The organism is Desulfococcus multivorans (genome assembly GCF_001854245.1).
Lineage (GTDB): Bacteria > Desulfobacterota > Desulfobacteria > Desulfobacterales > Desulfococcaceae > Desulfococcus > Desulfococcus multivorans.
Genome location: NZ_CP015381.1, coordinates 615,288 through 638,076, shown reverse-complemented (window position 1 = coordinate 638,076; position 22,789 = coordinate 615,288). Strand labels below are relative to the sequence as shown.

At 59.0% G+C, this 22,789-nt stretch carries 20 protein-coding genes; 6 read left to right on the top strand and 14 right to left on the bottom strand.

Going from position 1 to position 22,789, the window contains the following annotated elements; all coding sequences use genetic code 11:
- Positions 1 to 46: 46 nt before the first annotated feature.
- The 3 genes from phaC to dmul_RS02640 form a co-directional block, all read right to left on the bottom strand.
- On the bottom strand, positions 47 to 1,384 hold the full coding sequence (phaC, locus tag dmul_RS02650; protein ID WP_078081179.1) for a class III poly(R)-hydroxyalkanoic acid synthase subunit PhaC: 1,338 nt from the start codon (positions 1,382 to 1,384) through the stop codon (positions 47 to 49).
- Between the two features lie 23 nt (positions 1,385 to 1,407).
- Positions 1,408 to 2,355, bottom strand: coding sequence for a poly(R)-hydroxyalkanoic acid synthase subunit PhaE (locus tag dmul_RS02645; protein WP_257785913.1), 948 nt, complete (start codon positions 2,353 to 2,355; stop codon positions 1,408 to 1,410).
- Between the two features lie 162 nt (positions 2,356 to 2,517).
- Positions 2,518 to 2,988, bottom strand: coding sequence for a polyhydroxyalkanoate synthesis regulator DNA-binding domain-containing protein (locus tag dmul_RS02640; protein WP_020875267.1), 471 nt, complete (start codon positions 2,986 to 2,988; stop codon positions 2,518 to 2,520).
- A gap of 234 nt (positions 2,989 to 3,222) precedes the next feature.
- Between dmul_RS02640 and dmul_RS02635 the strand changes: the two genes are divergently transcribed.
- From dmul_RS02635 to dmul_RS02615, 5 genes are all read left to right on the top strand, one after another.
- A complete protein-coding gene (locus dmul_RS02635; protein WP_020875266.1) occupies positions 3,223 to 3,483 on the top strand; it encodes a hypothetical protein in 261 nt (86 codons plus the stop codon).
- A gap of 42 nt (positions 3,484 to 3,525) precedes the next feature.
- Positions 3,526 to 3,792 carry a hypothetical protein gene (locus dmul_RS02630; protein ID WP_020875265.1) on the top strand — a complete coding sequence of 89 codons (267 nt, stop codon included), beginning with the start codon at positions 3,526 to 3,528 and terminating at the stop codon, positions 3,790 to 3,792.
- Positions 3,793 to 3,857: 65 nt separating this feature from the next.
- Positions 3,858 to 5,414 (top strand): hypothetical protein, encoded by a 1,557-nt coding sequence (locus dmul_RS02625; RefSeq protein WP_020875264.1) that lies wholly within the window; start codon positions 3,858 to 3,860, stop codon positions 5,412 to 5,414.
- 39 nt (positions 5,415 to 5,453) lie between these two features.
- Positions 5,454 to 6,062, top strand: a complete 609-nt coding sequence (locus dmul_RS02620) for a hypothetical protein (RefSeq protein WP_020875263.1) — start codon at positions 5,454 to 5,456, stop codon at positions 6,060 to 6,062.
- Positions 6,028 to 6,318 (top strand): hypothetical protein, encoded by a 291-nt coding sequence (locus tag dmul_RS02615; RefSeq protein WP_020875262.1) that lies wholly within the window; start codon positions 6,028 to 6,030, stop codon positions 6,316 to 6,318. Before dmul_RS02620 ends, dmul_RS02615 begins: the two co-directional genes overlap by 35 nt.
- A gap of 62 nt (positions 6,319 to 6,380) precedes the next feature.
- Here dmul_RS02615 and dmul_RS02610 read toward each other — a convergent pair whose 3' ends face one another.
- The 11 genes from dmul_RS02610 to dmul_RS02560 all read right to left on the bottom strand — a co-directional run bounded on the left by dmul_RS02610 (position 6,381) and on the right by dmul_RS02560 (position 19,921).
- Complete coding sequence (locus dmul_RS02610; RefSeq protein ID WP_020875261.1) at positions 6,381 to 7,379, bottom strand: radical SAM protein; 999 nt, start codon at positions 7,377 to 7,379, stop codon at positions 6,381 to 6,383.
- Positions 7,380 to 7,392: 13 nt separating this feature from the next.
- Positions 7,393 to 8,799, bottom strand: a complete 1,407-nt coding sequence (purF, locus tag dmul_RS02605; protein WP_020875260.1) for an amidophosphoribosyltransferase — start codon at positions 8,797 to 8,799, stop codon at positions 7,393 to 7,395.
- 210 nt (positions 8,800 to 9,009) lie between these two features.
- Positions 9,010 to 12,258, bottom strand: coding sequence for a carbamoyl-phosphate synthase large subunit (gene carB / locus dmul_RS02600; RefSeq protein ID WP_020878181.1), 3,249 nt, complete (start codon positions 12,256 to 12,258; stop codon positions 9,010 to 9,012).
- A gap of 94 nt (positions 12,259 to 12,352) precedes the next feature.
- On the bottom strand, positions 12,353 to 12,649 hold the full coding sequence (locus dmul_RS02595; protein ID WP_020878180.1) for a DUF3862 domain-containing protein: 297 nt from the start codon (positions 12,647 to 12,649) through the stop codon (positions 12,353 to 12,355).
- Between the two features lie 62 nt (positions 12,650 to 12,711).
- Complete coding sequence (gene carA, locus dmul_RS02590; protein WP_040416340.1) at positions 12,712 to 13,848, bottom strand: glutamine-hydrolyzing carbamoyl-phosphate synthase small subunit; 1,137 nt, start codon at positions 13,846 to 13,848, stop codon at positions 12,712 to 12,714.
- Positions 13,849 to 14,287: 439 nt separating this feature from the next.
- A complete protein-coding gene (locus dmul_RS02585; protein WP_020878178.1) occupies positions 14,288 to 15,121 on the bottom strand; it encodes a 1,4-dihydroxy-6-naphthoate synthase in 834 nt (277 codons plus the stop codon).
- The gene (gene mqnB, locus dmul_RS02580) at positions 15,118 to 15,903 is read right to left on the bottom strand and encodes a futalosine hydrolase (protein ID WP_020878177.1); all 786 of its coding nucleotides are present in this window, start codon (positions 15,901 to 15,903) and stop codon (positions 15,118 to 15,120) included. Before mqnB ends, dmul_RS02585 begins: the two co-directional genes overlap by 4 nt.
- Positions 15,903 to 16,547, bottom strand: a complete 645-nt coding sequence (locus dmul_RS02575) for a TetR/AcrR family transcriptional regulator (protein WP_020878176.1) — start codon at positions 16,545 to 16,547, stop codon at positions 15,903 to 15,905. Before dmul_RS02575 ends, mqnB begins: the two co-directional genes overlap by 1 nt.
- Entirely contained in the window at positions 16,544 to 17,398 is an 855-nt protein-coding gene (gene amrB, locus dmul_RS02570; protein ID WP_020878175.1) for an AmmeMemoRadiSam system protein B, read from the bottom strand. Before amrB ends, dmul_RS02575 begins: the two co-directional genes overlap by 4 nt.
- Positions 17,399 to 17,678: 280 nt before the next feature.
- Positions 17,679 to 18,872 carry an MFS transporter gene (locus dmul_RS02565; protein ID WP_020878174.1) on the bottom strand — a complete coding sequence of 398 codons (1,194 nt, stop codon included), beginning with the start codon at positions 18,870 to 18,872 and terminating at the stop codon, positions 17,679 to 17,681.
- Positions 18,873 to 18,889: 17 nt separating this feature from the next.
- A complete protein-coding gene (locus dmul_RS02560; protein WP_020878173.1) occupies positions 18,890 to 19,921 on the bottom strand; it encodes a DUF933 domain-containing protein in 1,032 nt (343 codons plus the stop codon).
- 1,123 nt (positions 19,922 to 21,044) lie between these two features.
- Here dmul_RS02560 and dmul_RS02555 point away from each other — a divergent pair.
- Positions 21,045 to 22,745: a hydantoinase/oxoprolinase family protein gene (locus dmul_RS02555; RefSeq protein ID WP_020878688.1), complete on the top strand. Its 1,701-nt coding sequence runs from the start codon at positions 21,045 to 21,047 to the stop codon at positions 22,743 to 22,745.
- Positions 22,746 to 22,789: the final 44 nt, after the last annotated feature.

The following is a 22,789-nucleotide window of genomic DNA, read 5'->3' as shown; positions in this document are numbered from 1 at the left end:
TTATCCCCGTCAGTGCGTTTTGTACGTATTGCCGAAGGGGTTTCCTTCAGGCTTCTTTTTTTCGGACGCGCGCGATCACGGTTGCCTTGGGCGATGTATCTCCGTGAGGTATGCGTATTTCATCGGACACCGCCGCCTTCGCCGGGCCCGAGGTGTTTTTCTTGTCCGAAGCGGCCCTTTCCCGGGTTTTTCGTGCGGCAGGTCGGCTGGACGCGGCCGTTATGGAGGCCTTCCTGCCCGTTGACGCCGTTTTCCGTTTCTCTCTGGGCGAAGCCTCGGCGGGTTTCCGCCGTACGGCCTTTTTCCCGTCGCCTTCCCGGGCCTTGAGCCATGCCGCGATCTTGGGGGCGAACTCGGCCTGATACCTGGCGCTGACATAGATGCCGATGTGGCCCGTGTTGAGGCACAGGTCCTCGGTGTCCTCGCTCCCCACCGCGCGGGTCAGGCGCTCGCAAGCCTCCGGCGGCACCAGGTGATCGAACTTCCCGTAGATGTTGAGAAGCGGCATGGTGATCCGTTTGAGATCCACCCGGCGCCCGCCCAGTTCCATCCGGCTCTGGATCAGGAGATTCTTTTGATAGCAGTCCTCGATGAACTGCCGGAAGGTGGCCGCGGGGACGTCGGGGCTGTCGAAGATCCATTTCTCCATGCGGACGAAGTTTTCGACAAAGTCCCGCTTGTCCATGTTCTCCAGAAAGCCGACGTACTTGTCGAGGATGAGACGGGCGGGATTGAGCAGCAGAAACCCCAGGTTCATGAGATCGCCCGGCATGTTGCCGTAGAGGTCGCCCATCTCGAGGGCCCGGGTGCGCCGCATCCAGATGTGGAGGAGCCCGGTGTCGATGTCGAAATGGGTGGGGGTGACGGTGGTGACGAGGTTCCTGATCTTTTCCGGGTGGAGGGCCGAGTACATCACGGAAAAGGCGCCGCCCATGCAGATGCCCATGAGGTTGATTCGGGGAAGGTCGTGCCGTTGGCGGATCACGTCGACCACGGCGTCCATGTAGCCGTTCACGTGGTCGTCGATGGTGAGGTAGCGATCCTTGCGGGTGGGGTAGCCCCAGTCGATCATGTAGACCTCGATCCCCTTGTCGAGGAAGGTCCGGACCACGCTCCGGCCCGGCTGGAGGTCCAGCATCGTCTCCCGATTGATAAGGGCGTACACCACCAGAAGGGGGATCTTGTGGGTGACCTTCTCGGGCGTGTAATGCTTCAGCTTCACCCGGTCCTCCTCGTACACCACCTCGTAGGGGGTGACGGCCAGATCGGTTTCAAGAGGTCCCAGAAGCACCTCGGAGGCCTTCTGAGCCCGGGTCTTGACCTGTTCGGTGCTCTCCGTCAGCTTCTTCAGGATCAAATCGACGGCGATTTTCGGCTGGCTCATAAAGATCCTCCTTTCGACAAACGTTATTCGCTTTCCAAGGCCGGCTCTTCAGACAGGCGGTTGTCCAACTTTCTGGAAAGTTCTCTGACCTTTTTCTTCAGCACATAAAAATCCTTGTAGAGGGCATCCATATCCCGGTGGGTGGGAATGGGCAGATTGTGGAGCATGTCGCAGACAAAATCTTCCCGGGCCGTCTTGTACTTGACGAGCGCGGCGATGGTGTTGTCCATGACCTGGGTATATTCAGGGGATTTAAGTAAGGTCATGTAGTGCCCCTCGAGGGTTTTGATCCACATGTTGTAGTAGGTCCTGAAATCGTCATGGAGTTCTCCCGCTTCGGCCATGGCCTCCAGTTTCTCCTGCATGACAGCCGTCGTTTTTTCGATGGGAACATAAAAAATGTAGATGAACTCGGCGATCGCCGTCTGAAACAGATTGTGACAATCGATCATCTCGTTGAATCTTTCCTGGTGGAAACGGGTCAAACCGAGTTGAGGGATCTGTAGAAATTTCCGAAATTCCTTTTCATACAGCTCCCGAACGAATTTGAAGGTGTCCTGATCGATGTCTTCGAAGCTGTAGGCCCGGGTCTCGCTGCCCATCTTCGCGGCCCGTTCGAGCCACTGCCGCTGCAAGTCGAAATACCCTTCCCAGGACTGGCGGACCAATTGGGACAACAGATCGGGGGCTGCGTCGAGCCCTTTCAACATGCCCTCCAGGGTTTCGGGTTTATTCAGAAACGCCGTCATTGCCTGAAATATTTTCCCCCCGGTCTCCCAATGTTTTCGGAGCTTTTCCTGTTGGGCCTTTCCGGGCATGCCGTTTGGCATAAACGTCCCGGCGCCGGCCTGGGTCATGGTCTCCCAGAAGGCTGTAAACTGCTTCATCCACTCCCCCGCGAGGGGCTCGCTGTTTGTCGAATCCTTGCTGCGTCCATCCATGCATGCTCTCCAGTGTTCTGTTGGGGTTATCAGGCTGCAGGCTGAAGGGGGGCGGCCACGGGAGGCAGGCTGCTGTCCCCCGGCAGGATCGGGGCATGCCCGCGAAATCCCCCTTCAGCCTCTCCCCGCTCAACCTCGCGAAAATCGAAGGATACATAAAAATACGACACGATCAGTCCCGATACAAGAGGATCATCCTTTCCCGTTTTCCGACGGCGCGGCCGTTTCGGGGGATTCAGGAGTTTGGGGAAAAGGCGTCATCTGCTTCAGTGTCTTCTCGGCGATACCTGAAAGGTCGATACCCAGCTCGAGACACCGCCGGAACTGTTCCTCCATATTCTTTTTATAGGACAGATAATTCTGGATACTCTGCTCCAGGTATTTTTCGAAGTAATCGCTGAGAATGTTTTCTCCGGACCGAATAATCAAATGGAGAAGGGATTCCGGCAACAGCTTGTTGTTTTTTTTCGTCTGCTCCATCAGGATCTGGGTCAGGATGAATGCCGTTACGTCCTGATCGGTCTTGAGGTCGATGACCTCCACCTGGTGACCGCTCCGAATCAACCCCGTAACATCATCCAGGGTGACGTAGGTGCTGTTCCGGGTGTCATAAAGCCTGCGATTGGGATATTTCTTCAGGACAATTTTTTCCGCTTCGCTCATAATATCTTCTCCATCAATGCTTCATTGCAATATGTTTTTCTATTGACTTTATTTATTTTACTCAGTAACCTCCAATAAAGTCAATATATTTTTGTTCTTTTCCAGGAAGGAATCGCGTCCTTACGGATTTGTGCACTGCAATATTTCCACTTGACAAAAACAACCGACGCGCTATTATCAAAACTGTATGCGGCGTTTCAATCATTCCTGCAACCTCAAGAAGGAGGAGAAAAAATGGACACCTTGATCCCGGTCAAGCAGATGCTGACGTTTCAAAAAAGCCTGTTCGACAATACGTATGAGGCGGTCTGTCGAATCCAGAACCAAACGGAAAAAATGAACGACATGTTTCTCAGACAGATACCGTTTCTGTCCGAAGACGGCAGAAAAATGATCGACGACTCGGTGACGATGGGCAAAACCGCCCGGGATCAATTCAAAAAGGCCTTCGATGAGGGATTCGTGAAACTGGAAGCCCTGTACAATATAAAATAACCCTTTTCTCCAACCACCCCGATACGATAAGGAAAGAATGACATGATGGATCAAAAAAAAGTGTTCAAACAGATGATCGATTTCCAGAAAACGACCTTTGACAACTCTTTCAGCGCCATGACGACCCTCCAGGAACAGGGCGAAAAAATGATGACCGCCTTCCTGGATCAAGCTGCCTTTCTCCCGGATGAAGGCAAAGCCGCCGTCAAGAAATGGATCGACGCCTACAAGGATGGCCGCACGAAGTTCAAAGAGGCCGTTGACGAAAATTTCAAGAAGGTCGAAGCGTATTTTTCCGACACGGAATAGACGTAAGGCGCATGACGCCGCGAAAACGGCGTCATGCGGGGTACGACCATAGGAGAACCGGTAAGATGGCCATGGAGAAGCGCATGTCAGACACCTGCATTGACGCCGATGTCGTCGACAAAATGATGTCCCACGTCAATGCCGCCGCCAACCACTTGACCGCAATGCAGAACTACTTTACCGGCTATGCCAGGTATCTCAACGAGTTCATGATTCCCTTCCTGATCTCGACCCACTATTTCAGGCAGGTGGAGCAGGAGAAGCTCCTCATGTCCTCGCCTTTCGAGGCGTTTCAGGCCTACATGGACCTCCTGTCCTTCAACCTGGACATCTCCAACAAGGGCCTTTCCGCGGGAATGGAGATGATGAACGCGTATCTCAAACAGGAAATGCCGGAAGCCGTCACCGCATTGGTCAACACCATTTTCGGTCTCGACGGGAACCCTATGGAGAAATACACCGAGCGTCATGCGCGAATGCTTCGCGCGGTTACCGAGATCTACCCTGAAGCGATCCGAAACATTGCTTCTGAATACGGTTTCCATTTCGAGAGGGGGACCCATCCCCTCATCGCGGAAACCGACCGCTTTATGCTTTACCAGATCCTGCCCACCGATCCGTCGGTGTCAATGCGCGAAGACGGCAAGCCCGTACTCATTCTCCCGCCCTTCGTGCTGGGGGCGAACATTCTCGCCTTCCTGCCCGGGGAAAACAAAAGCTACACCCACTGTTTCGCCAATCAGGGAATCCCCACCTATATCCGCATCATGAAAGACATTCAGACGACCCCGGCCCTCCAGGTCATGACCGGGGAGGACGATGCCGAGGATACGCGCCGCTTTTGCGAGAGAATCATGGCGCGCCACGGCAAGCCGGTCACCCTGAACGGCTACTGCCAGGGCGGTTTTTCGGGGGTGTGCGACATCCTGTCGGGCCGGCTTGAAGGACTGGTGGATGCGCTGATCACTTGCGTCTCCCCCATGGACGGCACCCGAAGTCACGGGCTCAAAAACTTCCTGGCCGAGCTGCCGACCCGCTTCAACGATCTGGCTTACGGCACCAAAACGCTTCCCAACGGGAACAAGGTTGCCGACGGGAATCTGATGGGATGGGTTTACAAGCTGAAGAGCATTGAATCCGAAGCCCCGGTAGTCGCCTTTCTGAGGGATTTGATGATGCTGAGCCCCCGGAACGGACGGCCGGTCAGGGTGAGCAAGACCGCCGCAGCCCTGAATTACTGGCTCCAGAACGAACGAAGCGACTTGCCCCTTGCGGTCACCGCCATGAGCTTCGCGTCCTACAACACGCCGATAACTGCCGACGGTACCCTCCCCGTCAAGCTTTTCGGCCGCCCCCTCAACTTCGGTTACATTCGGGAAAAAAAGATCAAATGGCTGATCTGCTACGGCGAACGGGACGATCTCGTGGAAAAGGAGACGGCGCTTGCCCCCCTCGATTATATCGATGCGGAGGTATCCGCATTTCCCAAGGGCCATGTGGCCATCGCGACCTCGTGGTCGGATCCCAAGTCGGCCTGCGCGCTCCATACCCGCTTTGGAGAGAAGAATTATCGCGGCCCCGTTCGGTTTCACCTCGACCTGGAGCTATCGGATTTGGCATAACCCGAGACGGCGGACGCCGGAGCGAATCGAGGAACGATCATGGATGAAAAATTTCTGGAATTCTGGGGCAATCTGCTGCTGAACGCGGCCAGAAGCAAAAAGCAGACCGATGAGCTGATGCGATGGCTGAAGCTGGGCTTTCCCGGGATCACCGCCTCCCCCGGGTCGACCTCTCCGGGGTCCGGCTTTGAAGAAATGATCGCCGTTTTCCGGAAACTCTACGGCCTTGACAAGATTCCCGAAAAAAGCGAAGACGCGCAAAAGGTGTGGGCCGACGCCTTGAAGAATTTTCAAAATTCCTTTCAGGACTATCTCGCCTTTTCCGGGGTCGTCTCCAGAAAAGAACATCTGGCGCTGGTTGAAAAGTACGAAAAGCTCAAAGCGAAATGTAGCGACCAGGAGGAGACCATCCGGCATCTGCGGATGCTTCTGGAGGATCAAAAGGAGGAGGAGGAGGAATCGCCCCCCATTGCCCCGCTGCAGGATATCGTCAGAAACCAGGGAGAGCTGTTTCAAAAAATGATGACTGATTTCAGTCGATGCTTCAGCACGGAAAAATCGGCATCCAATCCCAAAGCCGATACCAAAAGAGAAGAAGAGGAAGAAGAGAAAAATGATTCACCCGACAGATCCGACCCGTCTGTTTAAAGAATGGTCGGAAATTCAAGAGACCGCTTTCAAAACGACCCTGAACGCCGTGGAGATCTTCCAGAATCGCGCCGAAAAGCTGGCGACGCAGTTCTGGGATCAGACCGCCTGGGCCGCCGAAAAAATCGGCGACGCCGTCATGGACTGTGGCAAAATTTACAAGACCGGCTGTGAAAACCTGCAACGGGTTTGGGTCCCGACCTGTACCACGGGTCCCGAAGCGACTTCGGCCGATGCGAAAACCGAGGCCCCATGATGTTGCCCCCTATCATCCATTGAAGCGCCATCCTGCGAAAACGTCGTATCGACGTTTTCGCATCATCCCTTCCGAATTTCCTCCTTGAGCATACAGCAGGCCACCTGATAGAGGGGTCTGCCGTCCGCGTCATAAGCAAGATTGTCCGGTTGAACCAGCCGGTTCATCACACACCCTTCGGGGATTCTCAGTTGAAAAAAATCAGCCTCGTTCAACCGGGGCATCGGCGTCAGCCGGTCGTTTTCGAACACCAGGGAGTGGTAGGGGAAGTCCTCGCATATGGGACACCGGTAGACCCTGCCGTTGGGGAAAATGAAATAATTTTCCGCGCAGAGCCCGGCACATTCAAAGGGATCGTCCGGCGCCAGAAAGACCTTGGGATAGGTAACGGTGATGCCCCGTTCGGCCACACGCTCCGCAACCGCCGGCACCACACTGAGCCATGTCTCCCGCGACACTTGAAGGACACCGTCCGGGCTTGCTGCGGATTTTCCCCGGATGCCGATCACCTGGATAAAGAAGCGGTCGATGCCCAGATCTTCCAGCAGCGGTGCCATCCGTTCCAGTTCATGAATGTTGGCGGCGCTTACGGTGTAGATGAGACTTACGTTGAAACCCCGCTGCCTGGCCCTCCGGATCCCCGACGTACAGACATCGTACACGCCCTCCCCCCGGATGCCGTCATTCGTCTTGCGGGTGGCGCCGTCCAGGCTGAAGCTGAAGAAATCGACCTCGTTTGGGGTCACCCGGTCGAGGATGTCATGGAAAAGATAACCGTTGGTGTCGATAGTCACCGACTGGTATCCCAGGGATCTGGCCTTGCGAACCACGGTCGGAAGCTCGGGATGGAGCGTCGGCTCTCCCCCCAGGAAGATCACGTTCGCCGATTCGGCTTTTTCCGAAAAGGCTGACAGCCATGTGCCGATAACCTCCGAAGGCAGGCGGTTCCGTCCGTGCTGCTCCGGATTGATGTAACAGTGCCGGCACCTGAGATTGCATGCCGTCAGGATATGGAAGAAGACGTTGACGGCATCCCGGGAAAAGGCGACGGTGCGTTTCATCTCGGGGCTCCTTTCATCGAATCTCGAGGCAGCTCTTGGAGAGATCCTCGTCGAAATGGACCGGGTAGCACCCGTCAAAGCAGGCCTTGCAGAAATAGTCTTCGGGATTATCGATGCCCGTGGATTCCAGAAGGCCGCGCAAGCTCAGATAATGAAGGCTGTCCAGCCCCAGAAAGTCGCTGAGTTCCTGAACCGGCTTGCTGGCGGCGATCAGCTCGCCCTTGGTGGAGAAGTCGATGCCGTAATGACAAGGGAACCGGTGCGGGGGGCCGCTGACGCGCATGTGGATCCGCTTGACCCCGATCTCCCGGAGCGCCCGGACCCGGGTCCGAACCGTGGTGCCGCGGATGATGGAATCCTCGATGATGATGATGTCCTTCCCCTTCAGCAGTTCCTTGACCGGATTGAGCTTCACCCGAACGCCGAAATCGCGCATACTCTGGGTTGGCTGGATGAATGTCCGCCCCACGTAATGATTGCGGATCATCCCCATCTCGAAGGGAATGCCCGACTCCTCGGAGTAGCCCAGGGCGGCATAGGTTCCCGAATCGGGAAACGGCATGACCAGGTCCGCATTCACGGGGGCCTCCCTGGCCAGACGGCGGCCGTGGGCCTTTCGCACCTGATAGACGTTCAAGCCGGAGATGGTGCTGTCGGGCCTCGCGAAATAGATGAACTCAAAGATGCAGAAATGGCTGGTCCTGGGGGTGGGCGTCCTCAGACTCTTGATGCCGTTTTCGCGGATGATGACGATCTCGCCGGGATCGAGCTCCCGGATGAACTCCGCCTGGACCAGATCCAGGGCGCACGACTCCGACGCGAGGACATAGCTCCCGTTCAGCTTGCCGAGACAGAGCGGCCGGAAGCCGTTGGGGTCCTTGATGCCCACCAGTTCTCCCTGGCTGGTCATCAGGATGAACGAAAAGGCCCCCTTCAATCGGGAAACCGTGTAAATCAGGGCCTGTTCGAAGCCGTATTTGAGGTTGCTCACCAGGAAATGAAGAAAGGCCTCGCTGTCCATGGTGGTCTGGAAGATGGAACCGGACTCCTCCAGCTCCCGCTTCAGGCTGTGGGCGTTGACCAGGTTGCCGTTGTGGGCCACCGCGTAGGACTTGTTCCGGTGGTGTACGACAAACGGCTGGGCGTTGGAGAGGATGGAACTGCCGGTGGTGGAATAACGGACGTGTCCCACGGCCGTCACCCCGTTCAGTTCCTCGAAATGGGTGTTTCTGAAGACGTCCGACACCAGCCCCATCCCTTTGTGGGAGGCGATGGTGTTGTCCATGACCACGGCGATGCCGGCACTCTCCTGCCCCCGGTGTTGAAGGGCATAAAGCCCGAAATAGCTCAGCTTGGCCGCTTCCGGGTGGTTATGAATGCCAAAAAGGCCACATGATTCACGCGGTTTTTCATCTATCATATTTGTCCGAAATGCTTTCCCCGAAACCTTGTCTCGGGAGGAATAATTGATATTGTCATCTCAACTTTCGACTTTCATAGGCCGGTGCCGGGAGGATACGGCCCGCGCCCCACGCGGTTTCGTTCAAGTGCCGCTGAAGGGGCCCGGGCCGTATCCTCCCGGCATCTCTTTCCGGTTACCATCATGAAAGTCGAAAGTTGAATTGTCATGTTATGCTGTTTCCATCATGTGATCCTGAAGCGCCTTGACGGATATCCGGTTCTCCTTCAAGGCCGCAATCCCCTGGCACATGGCATCGGCGCCGGCAATGGTCGTGGCGTAGGGAATGGCGAACTTGATGGCCGCCCGGCGGATCTGGTATCCGTCCTGCCGGGTTTTGTCTCCGGCGCCCGTGTTGATGACGAATTGGATCTCTCCGTTCTTGACGGCATCCACGACATGGGGCCGCCCCTCCGACACCTTGTTGATGCGGGTATTGGGGACCCCGTGGGCCGAAAGGAAGCGGGCGGTGCCGTCGGTGGCCAGAATTCCGAAACCGATCTCGTGAAATCGGGCCGATATGGGAAGAACGGCAGCCTTGTCCCGGTCCTGAACGCTGACAAAGACCGTTCCCTCCGTGGGCATCCGCTGACCGGCCCCAAGCTGGGCCTTGGCGTAGGCATAACCGAATTTGGTATCGATGCCCATCACCTCGCCCGTCGATTTCATCTCCGGGCCGAGGAGGGTGTCCACGTCGGGGAACCGATCGAAGGGCAGCACCGCTTCCTTGACGGAGATATGGTCGGGGACCGATTCAGGGCCCAGTTCGAGTTCCTCGAGGGTCATGCCCATCATCACCCGGGTGGCCATCTTGGCCAGGGGGATGCCCGTGGCCTTGCTGACGAAGGGCACCGTCCTCGACGCCCGAGGGTTGACCTCGATCACGTAAAGCCTCCCCGCTCTTATGGCGTACTGAACATTCATCAATCCCACCACGTTCAGCGCCGCCGCCATGGCCCGGGTGGCCTCGGCGATTTCGGCAATCAGCGCCTTTTCAATGCCCTGAGGCGGCAGTACGCAGGCCGAATCTCCGGAATGAACCCCGGCTGCCTCGATATGCTCCATGATGCCGCCGATGAAGGTCCGCCGCCCGTCGGACAATGCATCGACATCGATCTCCACCGCATTTTCGAGAAATTTATCGATCAGGATCGGATGTCCGGGGGACGCAAGGATGGCCAGACGGGTAAAGTCCTCCAGCTCCTCGGGGGTGTAGACGATCTTCATGGCCCTGCCGCCCAGGACATACGATGGACGCACCATTACCGGATAACCGATCTCCGCCGCCACCCGGCGGGCCTCGGCAACGTTGACGGCGGTGCCGTTGGCCGGCTGTTTCAACCCCAGACGGTTCAGCATGGCCTGAAAAAGCTCCCGGTCCTCGGCGAGATCGATGCTCGCCGGCTGGGTCCCCAGAATGGGCACACCGGCCTCGGCCAGCGGCACGGCCAGGTTCAGGGGGGTCTGTCCGCCGAACTGGACGATAACGCCAAAGGGTTTCTCCGTCTCGACGATGTGAAGGACGTCCTCACGGGTCAGGGGTTCGAAATAGAGCTTGTCCGAGGTGTCGTAGTCGGTGCTGACGGTCTCGGGGTTGCTGTTGACCATGATGCTCTCGACCCCCATCTCCCGAAGGGCAAAGGAGGCGTGCACGCAGCAGTAGTCGAATTCGATCCCCTGGCCGATTCGGTTGGGGCCCCCGCCCAGGATGACGACCTTTTTCCGATCGGAAACCCGGGCTTCGTTCTCCGTCTCGTAGGTGGAATAGTAATAGGGCGTCGCAGCCTTGAACTCGGCCGCGCAGGTGTCAACCAGCTTGTAAACCGGACGGATACCCGCCGCTTTCCGCTCGCGTTCGATGTCTCTTTCCGTCCGCCGGGTGAGATATGCCAGCTGGATGTCCGAGAAGCCCCACGACTTGGCCTTGCGAAGCAGCGACGGATCGAGACGGTATTCGCCCGGAGCGTCCTCTGCCGGCCGAAGGGTTTCTTCAAGTTCCACGATCTGGCGGATCTGATGGAGGAACCAGGGGTCGATGCCGGTCAGCCGTTGAATATCCTCGACGGACAGGCCGCACAGAAAAGCGTATCGCAGATAGAAGAGCCGCTGGGAGTTGGGGGTGGCGAGGTTTTTTTCGATCGCCTCGCGAGTGGGAAAGCGCCCCTCCAGATCCACGACATCCTTCCCGTCGGCCCCCAGACCCTGTCGTCCGATTTCCAGGGAACGGACGGCTTTTTGAAAGGCCTCCCTGAAGTTTCGCCCGATGGACATGGTCTCACCCACCGACTTCATGGCCGTCGTGAGATAGTCACGGGTCTCGGGAAATTTCTCGAAGGTCCACCGGGGAATCTTCACCACGCAGTAATCGAGGGTGGGCTCGAAGGAAGCCGCGGTACCGCCGGTAATGTCGTTGGGCAGTTCGTCCAGGGTGTAGCCCACGGCCAGCTTGGCCGCTATCTTGGCGATGGGATAGCCGGTGGCCTTGGAGGCCAGGGCCGAGCTCCGGGAAACCCGGGGGTTCATCTCGACCACGATCATCTCTCCGGTTTTGGGATTGACGGCGAACTGGACGTTCGACCCCCCCGTATCCACACCGATCTCCCGCATGATGTCGATAGCGGCGTTCCGGAGCATCTGATATTCCCGGTCCGTCAGGGTCTGGATCGGAGCCACCGTGATGCTGTCCCCCGTGTGGACGCCCATGGGGTCCAGATTTTCGATGGAACAAATGATCACGACGTTGTCGTTTTTGTCCCGCATGACCTCCAGTTCGTATTCCTTCCAGCCCAGGACCGATTCCTCGAGCATGACCTGGCTGATGAGGCTGGCATCCAGACCCGCCTTGGCGTAAAAATCCAGTTCCTCCGGATTGTAGGCCACCCCGCCGCCGGTCCCCCCCAGCGTAAAAGCCGGACGGATGATGATGGGGAATCCGATCTCCTCGACGATGGCGCGGACATCGGCCATGCTGTTGGCAATGCCGCTTCTGGGGATGCGGAGCCCGATGTTGTTCATGGCTTTCCGGAAAAGGTCCCGGTCCTCGGCCTTGTTGATGGCGTCCACGCTGGCGCCGATCATCTCCACGCCATAGCGTTCGAGGACCCCCATCCTGGCCACGCCGATGGCCGTGTTGAGCCCGGTCTGTCCGCCCAATGTCGGCAGAAGGGCGTCCGGCCGTTCATACTCGATGATTCGGGCGACAACCTCGGGGATCACCGGCTCGATATAGGTGCGGTGTGCCGTTTCCGGGTCAGTCATGATGGTCGCCGGATTGCTGTTGACCAGGATGACCTCGTAGCCTTCTTCCCGCAAGGCTTTGCAGGCCTGGGTGCCGGAGTAGTCGAACTCGCACGCCTGGCTGATGATGATCGGTCCGGCGCCGATGATCAGTATTTTCTGGATATCCGTTCGTTTTGGCATCTCTTGCGTCAGCTTCCTTCTCTTCCGTATCGGCGCAGGCCCGGCAATCCCTCCGCCCGGCCCTTCGAGACGGCTGTCGAGGTTTTGAGCACCTTTATCGCTCCGTATCCTCGAACTGTTTGAACTTGACCTTCCCGTTCAGGAATTGCACACTGATCTTCCGGCCGGTCTTTTCATCCTCCCATTTGGCGGCCGCCCCCGCCACAAAGCTGAGGTCGATCTGGGAAGCGTCGGTGGGTTCTCCAAGGATTTCGACCACCTCCGCCATGCTCATGCCCTCCTGAATCCTTTCGAAATTGGCGCGATTGACCTTGTTGCAGGATATCAGAAAAAGGCACATCATCAGCATTGCCCCCAGGAGGCACCATCGGGCCGTCGGGTTCGTTCTCATTTTTCAACTCCTCTGTTCACGTGAATGTGACGTCCTCAACTTTCGGCATTCATGGGCCGGCCTCATGCCGCGGCCATCATCTTCGAAAAGGTTTCAAACAGATAACGCGAATCGTGTGGGCCCGGCGACGCCTCGGGATGATACTGCACCGAAAACGCCGGGTAGGACCGATGACGAAAGCCTTCCAGGGTCTGGTCGTTCAGGTTTACGTGGCTGACCTCGATTTCGTCTGCGCTCAGGCTTGCCATATCGACGGAAAAGCCGTGGTTCTGGGAAGTGATCTCGATTCGCCCGGTATCCAGGTTCTTGACCGGCTGGTTGGCGCCCCGGTGACCGAACTTGAGTTTGTAGGTGCGCCCGCCCAGGGCAAGCCCCAGGAGTTGCTGTCCCAGGCAGATGCCGAACAGGGGACGATACCCCAGAAGGGATCGGATCGTCTCGACGGCATAGGTCACCGGTTCCGGGTCCCCGGGGCCGTTGGAGAGAAAGATGCCGTCGGGCGCCATGGCCCTGACGGCCGCCGCACCGGTCGACGCCGGTACGACAACGATCTCGAAGCCTGCTGCGGCAAGGCATCGGAGGATATTGTACTTGATGCCGAAATCAAAGGCGACCACGGAGAATTTTGTTCCTTTTTCCCGCCACAAGGTCGCATCCAGGGCCGTATCCTCCCCGATGGGAACCCGCTCTCCCGCAACCCAGCGGTACGGGATCCGGGTGGAGACCTCCCGGACCAGATCGCGCCCCACCAGGCTCGGCGTCTCCCTCGCCCTGCGGACCAGGGATGCGGGATCGAGGTCCCGGGTCGAGATCACGGCCCGCATGGCGCCGGCGTTTCGGATATGCCGGGTGAGGGCACGGGTGTCGAGATCGTCAATGCCCATGATCCCCTGGGATTTCAGGTAATCGGCCAAGGTGTCGGTGGCCCGGAAGTTGCTCGGAAAGGCCTGGTACTCCCGGACGATGAATCCGGCCACCTGGATGCGGTCGGATTCCACATCCTCCGGATTGACGCCGTAATTCCCGATCAGGGGGTAGGTCATGGTCACGATCTGCCCCCGATAGGAGGGATCGGTCAAGATTTCCTGGTATCCGGTCATCCCCGTATTGAATACCAGCTCGCCCCAGGTCTCCCCGGGACCGGTAAAGGACGCGCAGGGAAACGTCCGTCCGTCTTCAAGGGCTATCAATGCGTCCATTTTCATGATGATATCTAATAAACCGTCTGTCGGTTGAATGGATTAGGAGCGGGTCCGCCCGTCTTGCCGGACGTTGATGCGGATGTCGATATGCCTCGGAGGGTTTGATGCACGCTCCGGAACACAATCCGGGCCAAGAATCCTGATCCCGGGGTGGGACAATCTTCTCATTCAGCACTTCCACGATCCAGGCGGCGGCTTGACTCCGTGAAACATAAGCCCAGGTCGCTTTGGAGAACCGACCGCGCCGCGGAGCGCATCGGCCTTGTAACCCTCGCGCCGGCCGGGCATGCAGCCCGCCTGTCCTTACCTAAACTTATTGTATATACCTGTATAACGGAACTTTTTCAACAACATTCTCAACTTTCCGTGAGGCTGAAAGCGCGTGATTGAACGTCCGGGAAAATTCAACGGTGCCGTCCGGTGCAAACACGCGCCTTCAGTCTTCAGCCCGGCCCGGGATGGCAGGCAGCAACCCGACGGCCTCTCCCCGCCGGAAAAGCGCGTCGACAGCGGCAAGCCCGTCCTCCCCCAGATCAAGGGTGAACGGGTTGACATAAAGCGCAATGTGTTGCCGGATCACATCCGGCGCCATCTCCCGGGCATGGGCACGAACATAAGCGCTGGATTCCTCGGGGTGGTCAAAGGCGTAGGCGACGCTGTCCCGGATGGCCGCCTCGACGCGTCGCGCGATGTCCGGACCCAGGTCCCGGCGCACGGCGATGCCGCCCAGGGGAATGGGCAGTCCGGTCTCCGCCTCCCACCACCGCCCCAGATCCACCAGTTGGACAAGGCCGTAATCCTGGAACGTGAAACGGCCTTCATGGATGATGACGCCCGCCTCGTATTCCCCCCGGGAGACCGCCGGCATGATCCGGTCAAAATTCATGGGGATGCACGCCGCCGTTCCGGAAAGATAGAGTCCCAGAAGCATGGCCGCAGTGGTCCGCATGCCGGGGACGGCGATGGGGGCCCGGCCCAGTCGTGACAGGTCAAAGCCCGGTTTCGCGACGACGAGAGGACCGCAACCCCTCCCCAGGGCCGCACCGCTCTCGAGGAGGGCGTAACGCTCGCGCAGATGGCCGATGGCCGCAAAGGAGAGCTTGGTCACGTCCAGCCGGCCGACCTCGGCGTACCGGTTCAGCTGCTCCACGTCCGCGAGACGAATCTCGAACGCCAGGCCGCGGCAATCGATTTTGCCGTGGGCAAGAGCGTGAAAAAGAAAGGTATCATTGGGACAGGTCGAATACCCCAGTGAGAGGGTTCGGGTCATGGCATCTTCTCCAGCATAAAGGGACCGCAACGGTCCAGGATCGTCAGAACAGCCCATGTCGCGCGCTCGAACGCCAGATCGAGATTCCAGGCATCGCGGCGGCGCCGTCCGACAAGATTGCTCGCGGCCCGAACCTCCAGAAGATCCACGCCGTACCGGCAGGCGACGTGGGCCGCACCGGCCCCCTCCATGGCCTCCATACAGGCGCCGTGGTGCCGATAGCGGGCTTCCGCTCCACGGTCCGTGGCCGTAATCGTGGACACGGTCAGAAAAGGGCCGCGCATCACCCTGATCCCGGCGGGGCTCGATCCGGACACCTCGTCTGCTGCCCGCAGCAATGCGTCCACGGCTGTTTTGGCCCACCCCCGGGAGAGTGGGTACCGGCCTTTCACGGGGACGCCGTCCACGGTGATAACCGGGAAAGGCAGGGTTTCCGGCGGATCCCCGGCCCGCATCGGTTCGAGGCCCAGATGAGCGTCGATCTCCTCATCGGCTACGCCGACGTCGCCAATCCCGAGGCCCGATTGCCGGAAAGCCCCGGCGCATCCGGTCAACAGGATAAGGTGCGGCGGTATGTGCTCCAGCACGGCGGTCAAGGCCTGCACCGTATTGGCCGTGCCCGGCCCGGTGACCATCAGCCGAACGGGAACGCCGAGAAGGCGTCCCCGGGCCACGGGGCGACGACCGATCTCATCTTCGACCCAGGCGTTCATCCGCCGCCGAAGCCCCGCCAACTCTCCGTCGACGGCGGCGGCGATCAGCACATAAGCGGATGCCGACATCACCGGCTCCCGATCCCCAGACGGACGATGTCCGTGATCTGGGCGATCCATTGCCGGGCGTCCTCCGGGCTGCATCCGTGGATCCCGAGTCCCGCATCCAGATGGGGCACGGTCCGGCTGATCAGGAAACGGTCCATGAGGGCGTCCAGGACAAAGGCGGCCTTGTCCAGATCGATATCCCGGCGAAGTTCTCCCCGAGCCCGGGCCCTCTCCAGGAGGGATCGGAAATATTTAAAGCTGTATTCCCGGAGGGAGCGAAGGATCTCGCTTCGAAACGGAATGTCGTCCTCGAACATGGCCTTGATGTAGAGGCGATAGATCACCGGATGTTTTTCCATGAAGATCACCCCTGCCGTCAGGGTCGCCTCCAGGGCGGTGAAGAGGTCCTCGGACGCAGTCTGGTCCCGGACCGTTCTCAGATAATCCTTGACCCGCTCCATGGCCGTATTGAAGGCGAAGAGAAAGAGTCCTTTCTTATCACCGAAATATTGAAATATCGACCCCTTGGCAATGCCCAACCGCCGAACCATGGCGTTGATGCTGGCACCGGCGTACCCTTTTTCGCTGAACTCCTCCACGGCAACGCGGGTGATCCGCTCCTGCTTGCCCGGGGACAGGTTATGGAAGGTTTGAAGCGGTTTCATTCGAAAACGACGCCCACATACCCTACAAAGCTCTCCCCGGGATGCTTGTCATGGCTGGTGGCATAGGCCAAGGCTTCCCCCCGGCGCGCCCCCAGCGCTTTTGCCGCCGCCACGGCGGAGGCCGCGGCGCCCGAACAGCAGGCATTGTGATGCCCGACCCCCTCCCGGATAATCCCCTTCGGGTCCATTGCCAGAACCGCCTCGATGAATCGCCGGTCGTTTTCGCCGGTAACCCATTGCAGGGCCGCCGGGCCGGCGCCTTTCGGCGTAAACCCGTAGTTCATGCCGTAATGGGTCAGATCGGTGGAACCGACGACCTTGAGGGAGAGGCCGGTTTCCCGGGCCAGCGACACCAGGGTCTCGGCCACCGCCGGCGTGGTATCCGCGGGCGGAGCGCCTACAGCGATCACCCGGACATCCCTGAAAAAGTATTTAATGAAGGGGAGCTGCAACTCGATGGTATTGTCCGGAGTGAATCGGGTCGGGGTTTCGATGGTGAAGGAGAAGCGTTCCGAAAGGGCGGCGGCCAGGTCGGAGGCCACCGGCAGCGCGCCGAAGGGCGTTTCCCACGCCCCTTCGGGCATCATGTACAGCGGGGACCCCGGATGAAGGTGCATGCCGAATACGGCGATCACGTCCGGCGGGGACGAAAGGCTGAGCGCGTGAATGACCCTGCAGGCGATGCTCCCCGAGAAATACCAGCCGGCATGGGGCACGATCCCGCCCACGAAAACCCTGCCCGTCAAATCCGATTCGGTTCCCTCTCCCAGGAAAGCTCGAATTTCCCGTTCACAGGCCTCGGGGGTTTCAGGGTACCAGGATCCCGCAAAGGCGGCTTTTCTAATGTTCATTCGACACCTCCTTACGGCCGCGGCCGCACAAGCGATAGATGGTAAAGGCTGAAGGCTGAAGGGGGAATTGAGCCGTTCCCGCCCGACACCGGGGCATGCACATCACCATTCACGTTAATCTATATCATACTATGGTGTCGTTGCTCAACTTCCGGCTTTCATGAGGGTTTTAGGGTTTTAGGGTTTTAGGGTTTTATGTGATTATAGGCGTACGCCTTTAGCCTTTAGCCTTTAGTCTTCAGCCTTCAGCCTTCAGCCTCACCACACTGAAAGGTCCGGGTTACCGGCGGAAGTGTCGGGCGCCCCAGATCAGGCCGGCCAGGCCGGCGGCGCTCGTCAGGACCGATGCACCGGCCACGGCCCAGATCCCTCCCGCCAGCCAGAGGGGGCCGCCCATGAGCGCCCCGATGACCCGCCCCATGCTGGCCGCGACGAAATAGCCCGCCATCATGGTGCCGCGGGCCTCGGGCAGGATTTCGGTAAAGAAGGATATGGAGCCCACGATGGTGAACTCCCCCATCAGAAAAACCAGGAACAGTCCGGTCAAAGCCAGGGGGAGTCCGGCATCCATCATCGGCAGGAGCGCGTAGCTGAGCCCCGACAGGATGCCGCCCAGGATGACGGATCGCTTGAGGCCCAGCCGGTCCGAAAGGGTCGCGATAAACCCCTCTCCCAAAAGCTCGGCAGCGCCGATGACCGTGGTGGCGAACCCGATGGCCAGAAGGCTCAACCCGAAGCTCTTTTCGAGCCAGACGCCGTAAACCACGAAAAGGTTGTCGTTGGCCATGCTGACGCCAAAGACGAAGAGCATGCCGCCCAGGGCCGTCCGTTCCCCGGCCAGTCGCTTCAGGGCGACCGCAAATCCGGCCGGACCGCCGTGGGTCATCCTCCGGATGCCGCTCTTCGGAATCCAGCGCGCCAGAAGCGCCATGCACGCCAGGCTGCAGCCGCCGAGAACGAAAAACGGCGCGCGCCAGCCCCAATGATCCATCAGAACGCCCATGAGGGGGATGCCCAGAAGCGAGCTTCCAGCCCAGCTCATTTCGAGAAGGCCCACCGCAAGCCCCCGTCGTTCATAAGGTACTCGGGTTCCGGCAAAGGCAAGGATGGCGGGATCAAATATGCTTTTGGCCGCCCCGGTCAGCACGAGTGCCGCGAAAACGGGCCAGTAGGACGGAAACAGGCCGCCGGCCAGCATCCCGGTCACAAGAACGCCCAGGCCCAGGAGCATCACGGACCGGTGCCCCCAGCGGTCGGCGAGAGGGCCGAAGATCAGACTCAGAAAACCGGCGAACTGGTTGAGGGCGATAATGGTGGTGAACGCGGTGAGGGGCACGCCAAGCCCCCGGCTCAGCGCCGGCGCGAAGGGATAGATGAACCGCCGGGAGGTATTGATCAGCAGGCGACTCGAAAACGCGATCCCGATCTGACGTGCCAACTGCAGATTTTTCCGGGAAATCCCTTGAACGGCCATGGGTTCGGTCCGGGGGATCAGACGTTGAAGCGAAAATGGATGATATCGCCGTCCTGAACGAGATAGGTTTTCCCTTCGAGTCGGACCGTTCCCTGCTTGCGGGCCTCGGCATAGGAACCTGCGGCCATGAGGTCGTCATAGGCCAGAACCTCGGCCCGGATGAACCCTTTTTTGATGTCCGAATGGATCACCTCGGCCGCGTCCACCGCCGGCGTCTCCCGTCGGATCGTCCACGCCCGCACCTCGTCGTCTCCGACGGTGAAAAAGGAGATCAGGCCGAGCAGCGCGTAGGATCGGGTGACGACCCGGTCCGTGGCCGGCGCCGTGATCTCGAATTCCTCCAGGAATTCCCGTGCCTCGGCCTCGGTCATCTGGGCAAGCTCCTGCTCCAGCTTTCCCCGGATGACCATGGCGTCTGCCGCGTCCGGGGCGTCCTTGCCGCCCTCGGGGAGCGCATCGTCCTCGTCTTCGTTATTGAACAGCACCAGCAGGGGTTTGGCGGAAACGAACGCAAACCCCCGGAGTTGAGGCGCCCGGGCCAACTCCGGATCGCCGCGAAGGGGCGTTTCCGCCTCCAGACGTTCCCGGCATCGACTCAACAGAGAGAGTTCCTCGGGATCCGACGGTTTGCCCCGCTTCCGATCCAGCTCGATCCGTTCCAGACGCTTTTCCACCACCATGAGATCGGCCAGCACCATCTCCTCGTCGAGGGTCGCGAGGTCCGCATGGGGGGTGGGCGCCTCCATGCCGTAAGCCCGGAAATTTCGGACGACATGGATCAGAGCGTCACAGTCCCTGACGGGAGTCCAGAGGTTCGGATCCTTTTTCTTGTCATGGCCGGTCTTTCCCGGCAGAAAATATTCAACCTGGGCAAAAATGGTCTTTCGGGGCTGGTACATGCGACTGAGTATGTCCACCCGGGGGTCGGGCACGCGTATGGTACCGATACGATCCTCCGCCCGACGGCCGCTTTCCGGGGCACTCTGGGTCAGCGCGTCGAAAACGGTCGACTTCCCCGACCCGGGGAGCCCGATGATGCCAAGCCTCATTGGCTTCAACCTCTCTTCATTTCAACTTTCGGCATTCATGGGCCGGCGGCGGCAAGGCTGCAGGGTGCATCCGCGACGATCGGCGCTCCGATCCCCTCTTCAGTCTCCAGTTCTCAGCCGTTATCCCCTCACCGTCACGAACGTCGAAAGTTGTGTCGTTATCGTTCCTTACATAATTCCCATACAGATATCGCGATTTTTGCGGAGCCGTCAACATATACTCCGAAAAACGATATGGCAAACAAAAAACAGAACCGAAGGCCGAAGACTGAAGACCGAAGACTGAAGACCGAAGACTGAAGACCGAAGGCTGAAGACCGAAGACTGAAGACCGAAGACTGAAGACCGAAGACTGAAGACTGAAGACTGAAGACTGAAGGCGTACGCCCGTAATCACATAAAAATTCAACTTTCGACTTTCATGATGGTAACCGGAAAGAGGTGCCGGGAGGATACGGCCCGGGCCCCTTCAGCGGTGAGTTTTAGTGCCGCTTAAGCGCCGCGGAGGATCAGCGGCCCGGACTGTTTGAGCGCAGCGAGTTTCCGGGCCGCCCGGAGCAAGCTTTAGCGGCACTTGAACGAAACCGCGTGGGGCGCGGGCCGTATCCTCTCGGCACCGGCCTATGGAAGTCGAAAGTTGAGTAAAAAATTAAAACGCTAACATCCTGAAACCCTACCAAGTAACGTATTGCCCTAACATCACACACCCCCCCTTGGCCCTGCTTCCCCTTCAGTCTTCAGCCTTCAGCCTTCAGCCTCACAATTATCCATAGACCGAAGAGGGGTTTCACGGGGCTCATCCCTTTGCCGACAACGTGGGCCGCGGGAGCCCAAAGTTGAAATATTGACAATTATCCCTGTTTCCGCTACGATGTGATTATTTTTCGCCTCTATCCATAGTCATCCTCAGGCGGCACCATCGGTCCCCCGAGTCGGCGTTTCAGAATCCTGCCGACAGCGGGATGGCGCGAACGAGTCGTTGCATCGGCCGAAAGGATGACCCGTGGGGATTGCAGACAGTTTTTTGAAATTTCTCAAACGCTTTTCCCGTGCCCCCTTGGATACGCCCAGGGAGACCCAACCGTCAACCCATACACTTCAGGAATACACTCAAGGAAATATCATGATCATAGGACTGGATGTCGGGGGAACGCATACGGACGTCGTGCTGCTGGGGGAAGAAGGACTCATTCGCGAATACAAGGTCCGAACCGACCCGGAAGATCTGTTCAGCACCGTGCTTGCGGGAATCGAACACATCGTCGAGGGGATCGAGCCGGACAGGATCAACCGTGTCGTGCTCAGTACCACCCTTACCACCAACGCCATTGTACAGGAAAAATATCCCGAGGTGGGCATGATCGTTTCGGGCGGTCCGGGGATCGATCCGGAACATTTCCGGACCAACCGCCATTATTACAGCATCACCGGATCCATCGACCATCGGGGTCGGGAGGTGGCGCCGGTAAATCTGGATGAAATCCACGAAATCGCCGCGGCTCTCAAGAAGGAGGGCATCCGGAACGTCGGCATCGTCGGCAAATTCTCCGTCAGAAACCCCGCCCATGAACTGGCTGTCTACCATGCGATCAAGGACGATTTCGGAAAAATCTTTCTGGGCCACCATGTCTCGGGGAACCTCAACTTTCCTCGCCGCATCGCCACCACCTTTCTCAACACGACCATCCGACCGATTCACAAGAAGTTCTTCGCGGCGGTCAAGCAGTCTCTCGAGCAGAAGGGCCTCATGATCCCCATCCACCTCCTGAAGGCCGACGGCGGCACCATGAGCTTCGAGGCATCCCTCGATTTTCCCGGCCAGACGATCCTCTCGGGACCGTCCGCCAGCGTCATGGGCGCCATCGCCTTCGCTTCGGAAACCGAAGAAACGCTGGTGCTGGACATCGGCGGCACCACCACCGACATGGCGATCCTGGTGGACCGGGCGCCCCTGCTGGATCCCGTAGGAATCACCCTGAGCCAGAACCGGAAACGGATTCAGACGTTGATCCGCTCTCTCGAAACCCGATCCATCGGCATCGGCGGCGACTCCGCCGTCCGGCTTCAGGACGGCATCCTCACCGTCGGTCCGGACCGCGAGGGGCCCGCCATGGCCTACGGCGGAAAGGTGCCCACCCCCACCGACGCCTTCTTCGTGCTCGGAATCCAGAAGGGGGATGGACTGGCAGCGTCGACAGCGGGCATCGCACCCATCGCCCAGGCACTGGGAATATCCGTCGAGGCCGCGGCCGATCGGATCTTCGACGAGGCCTGCAACGTCATTCTGTCCCAGGCCGGACAAATGATCGACGCCATCAACAGCAAGCCGGTTTATACCGTCCATGAGCTTCAGGAAGGACTTCAGGTCCACCCCAAGCGGATCCTGGTCCTGGGCGGCCCGGCCCCCGAATTCGCCGACCGTCTCCGAACCCTGTCGGACTTCGACGTCCGGGCCGTACCCCACTGGTCCGTGGCCAACGCCATCGGCGCGGCCCTGGCCCGCACCACCTGCGAGGTCACCCTCTTCGGCGACACCCAGCGTGAGATCGTCTCCGCGCCGGAGGAAGACTTTTCAGAACCGGTGAACCGGAATTTTTCCAAGGAAAACGCCGTCGAGAAGGCCTTCGTGCTGCTGAGGGACAAGGCCGTCAGGATCGGGGCCGACACCCGGGACCTGGAAATGGAGGTCACCGAGGACCTCCAGTTCAATATGGTCCGCGGATTCTACACCGCCGGCCGCAACATCCGGGTCAAGGTCCAGGTCAAACCGGGTCTCATCCACGGCTACCAAGCCATCATCGAACGGCTTTTGTCCAATGCCTGAAGCATCTTCACCAACCCTGAACCCCATCACCATCTCCGGAGGAT

Excerpts from the sequence above, each read along its gene's own strand:
- phaC (WP_078081179.1), bottom strand. The coding sequence starts at position 1,384 with ATGAGCCAGCCGAAAATCGCCGTCGATTTGATCCTGAAGAAGCTGACG.
- dmul_RS02640 (WP_020875267.1), bottom strand. The coding sequence starts at position 2,988 with ATGAGCGAAGCGGAAAAAATTGTCCTGAAGAAATATCCCAATCGCAGG.
- dmul_RS02635 (WP_020875266.1), top strand. The coding sequence starts at position 3,223 with ATGGACACCTTGATCCCGGTCAAGCAGATGCTGACGTTTCAAAAAAGC.
- dmul_RS02630 (WP_020875265.1), top strand. The coding sequence starts at position 3,526 with ATGATGGATCAAAAAAAAGTGTTCAAACAGATGATCGATTTCCAGAAA.
- dmul_RS02625 (WP_020875264.1), top strand. The coding sequence starts at position 3,858 with ATGGCCATGGAGAAGCGCATGTCAGACACCTGCATTGACGCCGATGTC.
- dmul_RS02620 (WP_020875263.1), top strand. The coding sequence starts at position 5,454 with ATGGATGAAAAATTTCTGGAATTCTGGGGCAATCTGCTGCTGAACGCG.
- dmul_RS02615 (WP_020875262.1), top strand. The coding sequence starts at position 6,028 with ATGATTCACCCGACAGATCCGACCCGTCTGTTTAAAGAATGGTCGGAA.
- dmul_RS02610 (WP_020875261.1), bottom strand. The coding sequence starts at position 7,379 with ATGAAACGCACCGTCGCCTTTTCCCGGGATGCCGTCAACGTCTTCTTC.
- purF (WP_020875260.1), bottom strand. The coding sequence starts at position 8,799 with ATGATAGATGAAAAACCGCGTGAATCATGTGGCCTTTTTGGCATTCAT.
- carB (WP_020878181.1), bottom strand. The coding sequence starts at position 12,258 with ATGCCAAAACGAACGGATATCCAGAAAATACTGATCATCGGCGCCGGA.
- dmul_RS02595 (WP_020878180.1), bottom strand. The coding sequence starts at position 12,649 with ATGAGAACGAACCCGACGGCCCGATGGTGCCTCCTGGGGGCAATGCTG.
- carA (WP_040416340.1), bottom strand. The coding sequence starts at position 13,848 with ATGGACGCATTGATAGCCCTTGAAGACGGACGGACGTTTCCCTGCGCG.
- dmul_RS02585 (WP_020878178.1), bottom strand. The coding sequence starts at position 15,121 with ATGACCCGAACCCTCTCACTGGGGTATTCGACCTGTCCCAATGATACC.
- mqnB (WP_020878177.1), bottom strand. The coding sequence starts at position 15,903 with ATGTCGGCATCCGCTTATGTGCTGATCGCCGCCGCCGTCGACGGAGAG.
- dmul_RS02575 (WP_020878176.1), bottom strand. The coding sequence starts at position 16,547 with ATGAAACCGCTTCAAACCTTCCATAACCTGTCCCCGGGCAAGCAGGAG.
- amrB (WP_020878175.1), bottom strand. The coding sequence starts at position 17,398 with ATGAACATTAGAAAAGCCGCCTTTGCGGGATCCTGGTACCCTGAAACC.
- dmul_RS02565 (WP_020878174.1), bottom strand. The coding sequence starts at position 18,872 with ATGGCCGTTCAAGGGATTTCCCGGAAAAATCTGCAGTTGGCACGTCAG.
- dmul_RS02560 (WP_020878173.1), bottom strand. The coding sequence starts at position 19,921 with ATGAGGCTTGGCATCATCGGGCTCCCCGGGTCGGGGAAGTCGACCGTT.
- dmul_RS02555 (WP_020878688.1), top strand. The coding sequence starts at position 21,045 with ATGATCATAGGACTGGATGTCGGGGGAACGCATACGGACGTCGTGCTG.